Raw genomic sequence first — 14,211 nt, 5'->3', positions numbered from 1 at the left:
ATGAAGTTTAAGCCGGGATTTTCTAATTGTGAAAATCCCGGTTTTTGCTTCTTTAACGGATGATTTAAAGCCAGCGAATGTGCGAGAGTTTTGCGTGGTTGGTGATTTGTTTATCAAAAGCGGGCGCAAGCTGATGGCAGACGATATCGCGCGTCATTTTTTGCAGTAGGGCGGCCTGTTCGGTTGGTACATCTTGGCGCGATAAAAGATAAAAAGTACGATGGCCTGAGACCGCACCCGTCAGTGGGATGACATCGACAGGGCTTAGATAGTGGCGTGCTTGTAATAAGCACAGTGGCGTTGTAATCGCCCATCCCATGTTGGCTGCCACCAGGCTTAATAGAGTGTCAGTGCCATCGAATTCAAATCGTCGTGGTGCACGAATACCATGGTGACGCACAAAACGTTCAATCTCTAAGCCAATCCGAGACCGTTGGCTATAGCGGACAAAATCTCGGTTTTGACTGATGGCTCGCAAATCTGCACTGGAGTTTAAGGATTGTTTGGGGATCTGGTCGTTTGCAAAGACAGCTAACCAAGATTCTTCAAAAAGCGGTGTGCAATTCAGATCGGCGTGTTCAATTTGTGGATCGCTGGTAATTGCAAAATCAATGCGATGCTCCAATAGCTGGCGGCCTATGTCGGGTGTGAGACCCGAGTAAAGTTGAACGGTACTGTCGTGTGTGGTGAGCCCGCGAATTAACGCCGGACCGACGGTTGCGGCAAACGAATCGACACAACCTAGACGCAAGTTTTTAGGTGTGTTGTGAGACAAAGCTTTCATGCGTTGATTGAGCGCTCTAGCTTCATTCAATAAACGTTGTACCTGTGGCAATAGTTGTTCACCAATTCGGGTGGGGACAACAGGGCGCGTGCTGCGATCAAACAAGACATGTCCGAGCTGTTGCTCTAAAGCACGAATTGTTTGGCTAAGTGCGCTGGTACTGATCTGTAGGCCTTGCGCCGTTTGATGAAATGAGCCGTTTTGTGCGAGCCGAACAAACGCGTTAAGGGCACGCATGTCTGGAAGCGCATCAGGATGTTTGTCCAGACGTTTATGACTGGGTATATCGAGTGCTGAGACAGACACCTGTGTTTCGGAGTCGGAGCAAGACGATGTATTCAAGATGGGACTCCGTTTTGTATTGAAGGGTCGGGCTGTGTTTTTAGTGAGTTGGCTGGTTTGTGCGGTTTTATTAAACGACGTATGAAGATTAACTGAAAGCATCAGAAATATCGAGACTTGTGATTACGATTTCATCCATGTCGAGACAAACGAACAGCATGATTGTCTCGCTTCGGTCACTGGTCACAGTGCAGATTGATCAGCATGCTGCTTATACGGAAATCAACAAGTGTCGACCAACACAGACTATGACATCATTGTCATCGGCGCCGGCGTCATCGGTGCTTCTACGGCATATCACCTTGCCCGTCTGGGTGCAAAACGAGTTTTGGTGCTTGAGCAAGGGCAAATCGGTGCCGGAACAGGCTCGCAATCATCGGGTATTTTACGTACGCACTACTCAGTTCCAGAAAATGTCGCCATGGCCAGGTTGTCTTGGGATGTTTTTAAGGATTTTCCACAATATTTGGATGATCCCCAAGCAGACAGTGGTTTGGTTCAATGTGGATACTTAATTGCCGCAGGCCAAGGAGAGCGCGAAGCTGCGTTACACGAGACAATTGAACAACAGCGAAGTATGGGTATTGAGCTTGAGGTGTTGGATGCCAAGCAAGCACGAGAGTTATTGCCGATTGCCCAGTTTGAGGAGGCTGAACTGATTGCCTATGAGCCTTTAGCTGGGTTTGCCGACCCTTATCTAGTCAATACAGCATTTGCACGCAATGCACGCCGTCTGGGTGTCAAAATCCGTGAAGGCGTCCAAGTTCAGGCGCTCGTGCGCGAAGGCAATCGGATTACAGGGGTGCAAACTGCAGATGGCCCGATTTATGCCAATCACGTGATTAGTACGCAAAATATCTGGGCGCATCAGCTTCAATCGTGGTTGGGTGTGACGATTCCGTTGGTGGCTGAGCGTCACACGGTTCTGGCCCTTGAAACACCCTCGGCACCTTACACACAAGCGATGCCCGTCTTTAAGGACATGATCTCGCCTGGCATGCTGTATTTACGCAGTTATGGCGGCAATCAGATGTTGGTTAGTGAGGGCGTACAGGGCGAACAGTTGTCAGAATGCATGAACGAACAGGGTGATATTGATCTGGATGAAATCGTTGCAATCGGTGAGCAAGTAGGTTCTCGTTTTCCCGAGTATATGCAAGCACAGCTAGCGTCATCTTGGACAGGCGTTTATGATGTCACACCAGACTGGAACCCTGTGCTTGGGGAATTGCCAGGTATTGAAGGTTTGACAGTGGGTTTTGGGTTTTCAGGACACGGGTTTAAACTTTCACCGGCAGTTGGCTTGCTTTTGGCACAGCAGGTTCTGCAGTTGCAAACAGGGATTGATATTCTTCCGTACAGTTTTGAGCGGTTTGCCAGTGGCAAGTTGTTGGTTGGGAAATATGGGGCAGGTGCAGTTTCCTGATGCGGTTGAAGGGGTCTCATTTTTAAGTTGTTCAATAGGAGAAGTTGCATGAAAATCACATGGAAAGCTGTGGCAGGTGCGGCATTGGCCCTGTCATTGTTGTCTTCGAGCGCTATGGCGCAAAATCGTGAGTTCTTTGGTATTGCGACAGGTGGTACAGGCGGCACATACTATCCCTTAGGTGGCATGCTGGCTCAGTTGATTTCAAACAAAGCCACTGTCAACGGTAAAAAAGTGTCTGCAACTGCGGAATCTGCAGGTGCATCGGTCGGTAACGCCAAGCTCTTGGGCAACAATGACATTGAGTCTGCTTTTGTGGCTGCGGATATTTTGGATGCGGCTTACAACGGTCGCGCTCAGTTTGAAAACAATGGCTTGCCACAATTGCGTGCTTTGGCTGCACTCTATCCCGAAACCGTGCAGTTGATCACACGTGCCAACTCCGATATCAACAGCATTGCTGATTTGAAAGGCAAGTCCATCTCATCTGGCTCACCCGGTTCAGGTCAGTATCAGTTGTTGACAGATCTGCTTGAAATCAACGGTCTGAAGCGAAGCGATGTAAAAGAAGACTCATCTTCCTTTACACAAGCTGTCGATAAAATTAAGGACGGTAACCTTGACGCAACGCTGATTACAGCGGGTGTGCCAACAGCCGCTGTGACTGATTTCGCCCAAGCACATGACCTCAAAATCGTGCCACTGAGCGGTCCTTCAATCGATAAGCTGCGTGAAACACAGCCGTACTACGCAAAAGTGACACTGCCCGCCAATACGTACAAAGGTCAGACTGAACCTGTCGACACAATTGCTGTGTTGGCTGTTTGGGCAACCAACGACAAGCTGAGCGATGAAGCAGCGTATGAAGTGACTAAAGCGCTCTTTGAGAACTTGGACGTGATGGGTCAAGTACACAGCCAAGGTAAAACTATTACGCTGGATAACGCCATGGAAGTGGGTACAACGCCCATACACCCAGGCGCACTGAAGTACTACAAAGAAAAAGGTCTTGTTAAGTAAGCCTTGGACTTTGCTCTGTGTGCCGATACTGGCTGTTTTTATGGTCAGTGTCGGCGCACAATCTTTATCTGAATCACCTTGTTACCTAACACTCAAAGAGCATCGTTCAGATCAGCTGCTTGCGCAATGGAAAATGCCCGATGGGCCTGTGCGATTTTCAGTTGAATTCATTCATTCTGTTTTAAATACGCCGGTGCAAGACATCTATGAAATGCGCGCACATCATGGACAGTGGCGTGCACATCTGGTGCAAGAAGTGTTTCAAGGGCAGGGGTATGGTTTGCCTTATGCAGCAACTGATTCATCCGAAACGATGATCAGAGATGGCGAAACTTGGCGACTCACACTAGATCGCGTGATTGATCCGTTCATCCAACTGCCGTTACCTTCTCAAAAAATTACGCTGGTTTGGGGTGACAGTCGTGTGCGTCTAGGCGACTTAAGTGATCGCTCAGTTCGAATCACTTTGCAAGGGTGTCCGACACCTGAAGCCGCATCAAATTGATGTCGTATCGTTCAACAATTGGGGTTGTGTGTGAAACCTGAACAAAAAGAAGATCAGAATTCCGGTGAAATCGATGTCGATAAGCTGATCGAACAATACGATCCGGAATCAAATTTTAGAAATCTGGCTGGTTTGGCAGCCATGATTGTGACCGTTATTTCGGTATTGCTGTCTGGTTGGCACTTATACACAGCTGGGTTTGGACTGCACAATGAAATCGAACACCGAGCCATTCACTTGGCAGCCGTGTTGGGCTTGTGCTTTCTGGTGTTTCCGCGCCAGCGACCCTTGCCAGGTATTTGGGAGTGGACTGTTCCGATTGCCTTGGGCGCCTTTTATATTTTGCTGGCCTGGTGGCTGATCGATGGCTTAGGCAATAACGTTGATTCGACGACAGCCTGGCTTTTTATGGGTGTCGTGATACTCATCAGTATCTTATCGCTGCCCTTGAAGTTTTTGGAAGGTAGTCACACCCATATTCCAATTCGTGACTGGTTTTTTGCAGCCGTCTCGAGCGGGTTTTCTTTATACCTGATTGTGAACTTTCAGGACATTTTTATCGATCGGCCTGGTGACCACTCTGCCATTGACTTGATGGTGGGTGTGCTCGCGATTGTGATGGTGGTTGAGGTGACACGCCGAACCATGGGCGTTTTCTTGCCTTTGTTAGCAGTTGCGGTGGTGCTGTACGGAATTTTTGGGCCCTATCTGCCAGGGGAACTGGCGCACCGAGGCTATAGCGTGCCACGCGTGGTGGCCCACTTGTATAAAGGCACAGAAGGGATTTATGGCATCCCCGTGGGTGTCGTTGCGACCTTTGTCTTTCACTTTGTGTTGTTTGGCATCATGGCGCAAATGACAGGCTTAGGTCAGTTGTTTGTAGAACTCGCCACTTTTGCGGCTGGCCGATTCTCTGGTGGCCCTGCCAAGGTCTCCGTGGTTTCGTCGGGCCTGTTTGGCATGATCTCAGGGTCAGCCATTGCCAACACCGTGACAACCGGTGTGATGACGATTCCGATGATGAAGCGAGTCGGGTTTGGTGGTCGTTTTGCGGGAGGTGTAGAAGCATCCTCCTCGTGTGGTGGGCAGATTACACCACCGATTATGGGCGCCGCTTCTTTCATCATGGCTGAAACATTGGGCATTCCTTATGCTTATCTGGTCTTGGTGGCCATTATCCCCGCGGCGATGCACTATCTGGCCATTTTGTTGATGGTTCACTTTGAAGCTAAACGTCTGCGTTTGCAAGGGATGGATCCTAAAGACATTCCGAATGTCTGGAAAGTACTGGTGTCGTCATGGCACTTGTTCATTCCACTCATTGTGATGGTGACCTTGCTTCTGATGCAGTACACGCCGTTCTTGGCCGCTTTCTGGGGCATTATCCTGTGTATTGTTTGTTCATGGATTCCGAAGTTTTTGGGCTCCTATGGACGTCGAATGGCAGGGCAGGCCATTACACCGAAAGCTTTGGTTGTCGGTTTTGAAATGGGTGCGAAATCGGCGCTGGGTATTGGTGCAGCGTGTGCGTGTGTTGGTTTTGTGCTGGGTATCATGACGTTGACCGGTATGGGATTCAAATTCTCGTCCTTTGTCTTGAACCTGTCTGAATCGGTTGCCCATTCGATCAAGTTCTTAGACCTGTTTAACTTGATTGATCTGAAGCAGCTCACCATTTTCACGGGTTTGATCTTTACTGCGATTGCCTGCATCGTGATGGGTGCTGGTGTACCGACAACACCGACGTACATCATCTTGGCTGCCATTGTGGCACCTACATTGGCGCAGCTTGACGTGCCACAACTGTCGACCCACTTATTCGTGTTCTATTTTGGGGTGCTGGCTGATGTGACGCCGCCGGTTGCACTGGCTGCGTTTGCCGCAGCGGGGATAGCAGGATCTGAACCGATGCGTACTGGTATGACGGCCTTCCGACTATCGATGGGTAAAGCACTGGTGCCGTTCGCATTTGTGTACACGCCAGCCTTATTGTTTATTGACTTTACTTGGTCAGACTTTACGGTGGCTTTCATTGGCATGATCGTTGCGTTGGTTGGATTGTCTGCTGCTTATACCGGGTTCTTTGGTCGAAAAATTCCTTGGCCAGCTTTTGTGGCGTTGAATATTTTGTCTGTCTCCTTGGTATTTGGAAACTATGTGGTCAACGCAGTCGCGACGCCTCTGGTCGTGTTGATTCTGCTCTGGCTCTGGAGAGGGCGTGATCGTTCACCGGATACGTCTGGTTTGGTACCAGGCTAACTGTTTACCTAAAACTAATCAAAAAAATCCCGCCAGCGCTTTATCGTTTTGGCGGGATTTTTTTATGCCATTGTGTGCGTCCAAGTTATCGAGATTGTCTTCTGTTGTCTCTCTTATCCAACAAATAGTCATGATGTCAATTTAACTGTTCTTGCAAACAGTACTGTGTTGTTATACAGTACTAGAAATAGCACTGTGAAAAAAATCAGCTTGAGACAAGTAAAAAGGAAAATATCATGACTTCGATGTCTTACCACACTGCCAAACTCCATGACTCTGAGAGATCACAATTCAAAAAACGTCGTTCTAGATTGATCGGTGATGTGTTGCTAGTTTCGTTCTGGGCGATCGCAACCCCTGGACTGATGTGGATGGGGTTCTACTTGGGTTATTAATTTTTCGTGTGAGTGTGTCACTCATTCGAAAAGTCGGTATAATGCTACGTTCTTTTAGTTGCATCCTCTGACTGGTGAGAACGCAATACTCGGGTGTTGGTATGAACAACAACGCTCATGAAGAGACCAGCGCATGATGCTTTTGGAGTTAGCATGAATCTTATTCAGACAATTGAGCAGGAAGAAATTGCACGCCTGATGGGCGAACGCACATTTCCAGAGTTTGGGCCTGGTGATACCGTGGTTGTGAACGTCAACGTCGTTGAAGGAACACGTCGCCGTGTTCAGGCCTATGAAGGTGTGGTAATTGGCCGTCGCAATCGTGGTTTGAACTCTTCTTTTATCGTTCGCAAGATTTCTTCCGGCGAAGCCGTGGAGCGTACATTCCAGTTGTACTCCCCACAGATCGCTGAGATCATCGTGAAACGTCGTGGTGATGTTCGCCGCGCCAAGCTTTACTACCTGCGTCAGCGTTCCGGTAAGGCAGCACGTATTAAAGAAAAATTGGTTCGTCGTGCAGCACCTGCTAAGGTTGCCGCACCTGCAGCTGCAGAAGCACCTGCCGCAACAAACGAATAAATTCGATTGTTTCAAAAAACGCCGTTCAAACGAACGGCGTTTTTTTTCACTATGAGTGAATCATCGGTGTATGCTAGTAGGTGTTTACGTTTATCCGTCTCGTTTGCCTATTGATCATGCAGACTCATGAATCTACCGCCGAACACGGCATTAAAAAATCTAAAACACTGCTTCCATCCTTTGACCCACAAGCCCAATCGTGGGAACCTGCTGGTTCGTCCTATGGTGCAGTGCCTGTAGAGCGCTTAGCACCTGATTTTATTCGTGACGTTTTAGGCGGTGGTGTTGACTTTAAGACAGACTTGCCACGAGAAAAATCATTCTCTCGCCAGATTGTTCATCAAGAGCCTGTGCCAGCGGCTGTTTTAGTGCCGATGGTGATGCGACAAGAAGGTTTGACGGTTTTATTAACTCAGCGCACTGCACACTTGCAGCATCACGCAGGTCAGGTTTGTTTTCCTGGAGGCCGTTGCGAACCAGATGATTCGGACGCAGAAGCCACAGCACTACGAGAAACTTTGGAAGAAACGGGCTTGACGTACGATCACGTGGATGTGTTGGGTCGACTGCCTGAGTATGTGACTGGAACAGGTTATTCAATTACACCGGTGACAGCTTTGGTGCGCCCGGACTTTTCTTTAGCACCCGATGCCGGTGAAGTCGCTGAAGTGTTTGAAGTGCCCTTGTCATTTCTCACCGATCCGATGAACTATCGTTTACATCGAGCTCGTTTGCCTAACGGTTTACAGCGTCAATACTACTCAGTACCTTGGGAACAGTTTTTTATCTGGGGTGCGACTGCAGCGATGTTACGAGGGATGTATCAAATTCTTGCGCGTGCTGCCAGCTCGGACAATAGCCGCTCATAGAGTGCATAGCGTTGTGGGTGAATGAGGCTCTGATCCAAGGCTTCAAGCACCACACAATTCGGCTCATGTAAGTGGCTGCAGTTATAGAAACGGCAGCTTTTTCCTTCTTGCAAAAATTCCGGAAAACCTCGCACGAGCTCTTCCTCATTCAAATGAGCTAAACCAAATGTTTGTAGCCCTGGAGAATCGATTAAAGATCCTTCATATGGGGCAGGTAAGTGGTATAGGTGAGTTGCTGTTGTGGTGTGACGGCCTGCTCCCAAAGCCAGAGAATGTGACTGGGTGGCTGCTTGCGCTTCAGGAATGAGTGTGTTGAGTAATGTGCTTTTACCCATGGCACTTTGTCCAAGCAAAAGTGTGCTTTTACCTTCTAAATGCGGGGCTAGAAGATTCTGAATTTGAGCGCTATTGAGCGCAGAGACTTCAAGTATGTCGACCCCGAGTGTGGTGTAGGGTTTGAGTTTTTCTCGAGCCTCTTCTAGACCTTCAGGCTCATCGGTTTTGTTGAGCACAATGATCGGGGTTACATCTGCCGCCCACGCAGCGGTTAAAGCACGTCCCAACAGATCTTCAGAGAACATCGGAAACCCAGAGACTACGAGTAATACTTGATCCACATTGGCGGCAAGTAGTTTATTGCGTTGCTCGTTAGAGCGATATAGCAATGTACGGCGAGGTTGTATGCCAGTGAGTGCAGCGTTTTCTGGGCCAGAAATTTCAATGCTGACTAAATCACCGACGCAAGCCTGAATGCGTTTGCCGCGTGGATAAGCTAGCAAAGTTTGTCCATCGGCTAATTCGACGATGTAATGACGTCCATGCGAGCTGACAACGCGTGCGGTGAGCGATTTTTCTTTCATGCAAATTTTGCCAATTGTTGAATCCTCAGACTGGCTGGTGGATGTGAGTCGTAGAAAGCCGAATGAACGGGATCTGGTGTGAGTGTGGCCGCATTGTCATTAAAGAGCTTGACCAATGCGCTAATCAACTGTGTGGCATCGCTTTGCTGGGCTGCGAAACGATCGGCTTCATACTCATCACGACGTGATAAGCCATTCATTACTGGAGTGAGCCAGAACGTAAAAATAGGCATGACCAGCATAAAGAGCACTAATGCCATGGCACCGGCTTGGTCGACCGGTTGTACGCCCAAGGCTTCGTAGAACCAGGGCGATTGTGCAAGCCAGCCCAGTGCCCCAAAAAAGACAAGCGCTGCCAAGAGACTCAGAATCATTCGGCGCGTAATGTGATGATGTTTGAAGTGACCCAGTTCATGCGCGAGGACCGCTTCGATTTCTTCGGGTGTTAGCTTCTTGAGTAAAGTATCAAAAAAGACGATTCGGCGTGATTTTCCAAGGCCAGTGAAGTAGGCATTCCCATGGGCAGACCGGCGAGAGCCGTCCATGACGAACAAACCCTGAATTGAAAACTGGCAGCGTTTTGCTAAAGCATGCACTCGTGAGCGTAATTCTTCATCGTCTAATGGCGTGAACTTGTTAAACATCGGGGCAATCCATGTCGGAAATACCAATAGCATCAGAATATTGAATCCGGTCCAAACGACCCAGGCCCACAACCACCAGTAAGTTCCAGCCATTTCCATGAGCCACAGGATTAAAGCGGATAAAGGGATGCCAAGAAGAGCCCCTAGCAATAAGCCTTTCAATAAATCACTGATATAAAGCTTGAGCGTCATGCGGTTAAACCCGAAACGCTCTTCAAGACGAAACTGTCGATAAAGGCTGATGGGCAGGTGTAAAGCACTGATGATCAAAAACACGGTCACCATAAAAACCAATTCAGGCAATAGTGTGCCAGAGATCATGTTTTGTGTTTGCGTCCACAACCATTGCAATCCACCGCCCAATGTCATGACTAACAAGATCAGTGCGTCTAACAAAATTTCTATGCGTCCTAAACGGACCCGTGCGACGGTGTAGTCGGCTGCGCGACGATGGCTGCGTAAACTGATTTTTTCACTGAACTCATCAGGCACTTGTTCGCGATGTGTCTGGACATGACGAATTTGGCGCGCACCTAACCAGAATCGAGTGAAGGTCACCAGAAGGAGAAGAATCAGAAAGGTCGCAGATAAAAATGGCATCAGTGTGAGAGAATGAAAGTGAATTGGAATTCCACCAGAGTACTTGGTTGACGAGACGAGTGACGGTTTAGGTGACTCAATGACGTCATGGACGTAAGTTCAACAGGTTGGGATTATAGGTTAGCAAGTTTCGAATAAATAGAAAGAGGTGTGCTGTTGGCTGTGAATGAACAACGATTAGTTTGGCTCGACATGGAAATGACCGGTCTGGATCCAAACATAGAACGCATTATTGAAGTGGCTGTCGTGGTGACTGAGCCTGATTTAACGGTTGTGGCTCAGGGACCAGTGCTAACGATTCATCAGCCCGATGAGATTCTTGATGCTATGGACAATTGGAATAAGTCCACACATGGCAAGTCTGGTCTGATTGAACGTGTGCGTGCGTCGACCATGACGGAAGCAGAGGCTGAGAAAATTCTGATTGATTTTTTGTCTGAGCATGTGCCTTCTGGTTGTTCACCTTTGTGTGGTAATACGGTGAGCCAAGATAGACGATTTATGTTTCTGTATATGCCATTGTTGGAACAATTCTTTCATTACCGCACCATTGACGTCAGCACCATTAAGGAGCTGGCTAGACGCTGGCGTCCAGAGTTGCTCAAAGGATTTGAGAAAAAAGCGGTGCATGAGGCACTGGCAGATATTCTCGAATCTATCGATGAAATGCGTTATTACCGCGAGCATTTTATTCGTACAGAACCTGCGTCTAACGTTTAACTACAGGTTGTTGTCATGCGTCTGAGATCAGAGTTTTGAGGTGTCAGACGCATGTGTGCGTAAAAGAACTCGTGTCATGTGACGGTACCAGCTAAACAACAGTGCACTTGAGAGTGACAGGCCCACTGATGCCATGATCCACATCGTGGCGGCGCCGGGGGGTGCGTTCGGGAACACCTGAATTAACCAGGGGCGCACCCAAGCCTGACCGGGCCCAAAACCCAAAAACCAGCCGCCAATTAAACCCACTGCTGTTAATGAGAATGCCTGAATCAATAAAGGCATCATGGCGATTTTATAGGCGCGTAAAAGGTACGCGTTCACACAATGCAGGGCATCAATGAGATGAAACCAAGGCAGAATCACCAAGAGTGATAAAGCAATGGTGGCTACGTCGGGATCTGCTGTGTAAAAAGCCACAATCCAATCGCGCCCAAAATAAAATGCCATCGCGGTGAGGACTGCACCCCCAAAAACAACTCGCATTCCGAATGAGCCTGTCTTTTGAGCCTCTCTCAGACGTTGAGCACCAATAGCCTGAGCCGTCAGCGCAGATGTGGCAATGCTGAGCGACAAGGGCATCATAAAGCCTAGTGCAGCCAAGTTTGAGACGATTTGGTGGGCACCCGTGACGGATGTGCCTTCTCGCGCCACAATCAATGCCATGAAGGTAAAGGCACCGACTTCGATCATGTAGGATGCACCCATGGGTAGACCTAATCTTAGAATTTCCCAAATGCGGCTCAAAACAGGTCGAGTCAGTCCTAAACCAAAGCGTGTAAAAAATGGTGTTCGCGTCATCCACACTAAGGCAACGATGAGACTGACCCAGTACACGATCGAGGAGGCCAGTGCAGCACCCGGTGTCCCCATCGCGGGTGCGCCCAGATGGCCAAAAATAAAGACCCAGTTAAAGAATGCCTTGAGTGCCACGCCAAGCAGGTTGATGTTCATGATCATGCGTGGCCGTGAAACCGCATTGGCCAATGCATACGCCGTCCGAAAAATCAAAGCAGCAGGCAGTCCTAGAATGAGCAGTTGCAAATATTGCGTGAGTCGCTCACGGACTTCTGGACCGATGTCACCTGAAAGGGACAAATACACATCTGGAAAGCTTAAGGCTAATGCACCTATGCTCGACAAAATAATCGAAACCCAGATGCCTTGACTCCAGTATTCGCCAATTTGTGAGAATTTCTTCGCGCCGAATGCTTGCGCTTGAAGTGGGATCAAAGCATGCATCACACCCATCAAGCCAATAAAAATGGTGATGTAAATCGAGATGCCTAAGGCTAGGGCTGCAAGATCGACCGCGCTGGCATGTCCGGTCATGGTTGTGTCTAAAACGCCAAATGCAATACTGGCCCACTGAGTGATCAGTATGGGCCAGGCTTGTTTAAGAATGCGTCTCACGTGGGAGTCCCCTGAAAGTCGCAAAATATGCGCTTGAGATCATCGCAAATCGGTGAGTTGCAGTAATCGAAAACGATCATACAAGTCGGCGCCACGAGAACCCGTCCAGAGCACTTGGATGTTTTGTTGGGCGAGACTGTTTGAGTCATTCTCAAGTTGATCGGCAGTGGTTTGTTGCAGCATGATTGGGCAACTCAGATCGTTGGGTAGATCAATTCGGTTAAAGACGTATAGGGATGCACGTGCACCCTCATTAATGCCAGATGCCTGAATACATGGTGTTTGTCCAGTGCGTGCATGAAATTGGGTGAGGATGGTTTGTATTTCAGCTGACATTGGGCGATAGCTTCGCACGTAGTCAATCGTGGGCATCCAGAGAAAAACAAACAGAATCCATGTGGATGTCAGACCGGTTGCACATAACCAAGCACCTCGCCAGGCTGCTTTGGGATGGTAGCGTAAACGCCAAGCAATCATGCCGATCCAGATGAATGTGACGACGACACTCATCGCAAGGGCACCGATGGCGATTTGATCGTCGTAACCTACGGTTAGTCGAGAGATCTTGTCTGCGATTGGTGCGGGTTCACCCGTCGATTGAGCAAACCAGCCTAACCAGATTGTGATGGCGATGACTGAGAAATACATCAGCGCAAACCAGTCGAGTGCATTGACTAGTGCGCGGCGCAGTGTCGGAATTGAAAATGCCGCGAGCATGGCGCTTGGAATGGTGATGGCGATGTAATACATTTCACCCGGATCTCGCTGCAAGAGCACAATGACAGATTGTGACAAGACGAACGCTGTTGGAATCCAGATATGTGGGGTAAAAAGACTTTTGCGCCAATTCCAGATGGCCACAATCGCCAAAGGCCATGTGGGCCAGACAAACCAAGGTAGATCCCGTAGGGGATACAAGTGTTGAATAAAGGGTCCCACACCCCAGGTGATGCCATTTGTTTGCCACCAAGTCTGTGCAAGTCTGGGGTCCACGTCTTGCACAGCCCACCACCATAGTGCGAAAGGGATCAGACTAATGATGCAAATCAGGATGGCAATGAGGTATTTCTTGCGCAAGGGGCGAGCAAGGAGACTGAGCAGCACACCGATCGTGAGCGCAAGGCTAGTTCCTGCACCTAGCGTTAGGCTCGCCATGCTGATGCCTGCAAAAATGAGAACAAATGCGTGTAGTGGCTTGTCGAGTAATCGTAAAGCACCTAACAGTGTCAGAGCCTGACAAGCCATGAGGACGGGTGCGATCGATGTTTCATGGGTCCGTAAAACAATCCCAACGGTCCCAATTAGAAAAAGAACACTGATGTCAGCCAGGAGTTGACCGTACTGCGCTTCTTTAGGTTCGCCCCCAAAAGGTAAGGCTAGGGGTTGTGATTCTGGACGTCGACCAGCTAGATAAACGGCATACCAGAGCGCCCCGAGTGTGGTGGCCATCCAGAATAATGAGCCTAAACGCACGGCTGTGATGGCGTCGGCAAACGGACTGAAGAGCTTAATTAGAAATGCGTTGAACCAGTTCGTCCAAGGGCCGATTTCGAAGAAAGGTAAGCTGCCTAGATGTGGAAATAACCAAGCGTTGGGAGCCAGTTCGATTGCACTGATGGCAGATGCCAATGCAAGGACGTCGTCGTTTTTCCAGGGATCCCGATCAAATAGCCCGAGTAACAGATAGAGGGCCACGAGCGTGAGCAGTGCCCAGCGAGGCAATCGAGTCGTGGCAAGGGCGGTCAATCGCGCCGGTGTGGATGAGGAGCGTGATGTCACAAAGTTGTACCATCAG

13 protein-coding genes are annotated in these 14,211 nt (G+C 49.0%); 8 read left to right on the top strand and 5 right to left on the bottom strand.

The window, feature by feature from the left end; all coding sequences use genetic code 11:
* Positions 1-64: 64 nt before the first annotated feature.
* The gene (locus tag ACOI06_RS06590) at positions 65-1,126 is read right to left on the bottom strand and encodes a LysR family transcriptional regulator (RefSeq protein ID WP_420661746.1); all 1,062 of its coding nucleotides are present in this window, start codon (positions 1,124-1,126) and stop codon (positions 65-67) included.
* A 229-nt stretch (positions 1,127-1,355) separates the two neighbouring features.
* On the opposite strand from ACOI06_RS06590, the gene ACOI06_RS06585 reads away from it, so the two are divergent.
* The 7 genes from ACOI06_RS06585 to ACOI06_RS06555 all read left to right on the top strand — a co-directional run bounded on the left by ACOI06_RS06585 (position 1,356) and on the right by ACOI06_RS06555 (position 8,179).
* Positions 1,356-2,552 (top strand): NAD(P)/FAD-dependent oxidoreductase, encoded by a 1,197-nt coding sequence (locus ACOI06_RS06585; protein WP_420661745.1) that lies wholly within the window; start codon positions 1,356-1,358, stop codon positions 2,550-2,552.
* 48 nt (positions 2,553-2,600) lie between these two features.
* Positions 2,601-3,572 carry a TAXI family TRAP transporter solute-binding subunit gene (locus ACOI06_RS06580; protein WP_420661744.1) on the top strand — a complete coding sequence of 324 codons (972 nt, stop codon included), beginning with the start codon at positions 2,601-2,603 and terminating at the stop codon, positions 3,570-3,572.
* The gene (locus ACOI06_RS06575; RefSeq protein WP_420661743.1) at positions 3,562-4,077 is read left to right on the top strand and encodes a DUF1850 domain-containing protein; all 516 of its coding nucleotides are present in this window, start codon (positions 3,562-3,564) and stop codon (positions 4,075-4,077) included. Before ACOI06_RS06580 ends, ACOI06_RS06575 begins: the two co-directional genes overlap by 11 nt.
* A gap of 30 nt (positions 4,078-4,107) precedes the next feature.
* On the top strand, positions 4,108-6,336 hold the full coding sequence (locus ACOI06_RS06570) for a TRAP transporter permease (protein ID WP_420661742.1): 2,229 nt from the start codon (positions 4,108-4,110) through the stop codon (positions 6,334-6,336).
* 236 nt (positions 6,337-6,572) lie between these two features.
* Positions 6,573-6,731: a hypothetical protein gene (locus ACOI06_RS06565; RefSeq protein ID WP_420661741.1), complete on the top strand. Its 159-nt coding sequence runs from the start codon at positions 6,573-6,575 to the stop codon at positions 6,729-6,731.
* 153 nt (positions 6,732-6,884) lie between these two features.
* Entirely contained in the window at positions 6,885-7,310 is a 426-nt protein-coding gene (rplS, locus tag ACOI06_RS06560) for a 50S ribosomal protein L19 (protein WP_420661740.1), read from the top strand.
* A 116-nt stretch (positions 7,311-7,426) separates the two neighbouring features.
* On the top strand, positions 7,427-8,179 hold the full coding sequence (locus ACOI06_RS06555; RefSeq protein WP_420661739.1) for a CoA pyrophosphatase: 753 nt from the start codon (positions 7,427-7,429) through the stop codon (positions 8,177-8,179).
* Here ACOI06_RS06555 and rsgA read toward each other — a convergent pair.
* Both rsgA and ACOI06_RS06545 read right to left on the bottom strand, forming a co-directional pair.
* Positions 8,134-9,039, bottom strand: coding sequence for a ribosome small subunit-dependent GTPase A (gene rsgA, locus ACOI06_RS06550; RefSeq protein ID WP_420661738.1), 906 nt, complete (start codon positions 9,037-9,039; stop codon positions 8,134-8,136). The genes ACOI06_RS06555 and rsgA overlap by 46 nt on opposite strands.
* A complete protein-coding gene (locus ACOI06_RS06545; protein WP_420661737.1) occupies positions 9,036-10,283 on the bottom strand; it encodes a M48 family metallopeptidase in 1,248 nt (415 codons plus the stop codon). The genes rsgA and ACOI06_RS06545 overlap by 4 nt, the downstream gene beginning before the upstream one ends.
* A 156-nt stretch (positions 10,284-10,439) precedes the next feature.
* Here ACOI06_RS06545 and orn point away from each other — a divergent pair, with 156 nt between their 5' ends.
* Positions 10,440-11,003, top strand: coding sequence for an oligoribonuclease (orn, locus tag ACOI06_RS06540; protein WP_420661736.1), 564 nt, complete (start codon positions 10,440-10,442; stop codon positions 11,001-11,003).
* Positions 11,004-11,030: 27 nt separating this feature from the next.
* On the opposite strand, the gene ACOI06_RS06535 is transcribed toward orn, so the two are convergent.
* Both ACOI06_RS06535 and ACOI06_RS06530 read right to left on the bottom strand, forming a co-directional pair.
* Positions 11,031-12,416, bottom strand: coding sequence for an MATE family efflux transporter (locus ACOI06_RS06535; RefSeq protein ID WP_420661735.1), 1,386 nt, complete (start codon positions 12,414-12,416; stop codon positions 11,031-11,033).
* Between the two features lie 39 nt (positions 12,417-12,455).
* Positions 12,456-14,195 (bottom strand): ArnT family glycosyltransferase, encoded by a 1,740-nt coding sequence (locus tag ACOI06_RS06530; RefSeq protein ID WP_420661733.1) that lies wholly within the window; start codon positions 14,193-14,195, stop codon positions 12,456-12,458.
* Between the last annotated feature and the right edge of the window lie 16 nt (positions 14,196-14,211).

Origin of the sequence: Orrella sp. 11846, assembly GCF_048820935.1 — a bacterium.
Taxonomy (GTDB): domain Bacteria; phylum Pseudomonadota; class Gammaproteobacteria; order Burkholderiales; family Burkholderiaceae_B; genus Algicoccus.
Note: the sequence above shows the minus strand (reverse complement) of the source record. Positions and strands in the feature narration are given on the sequence as shown.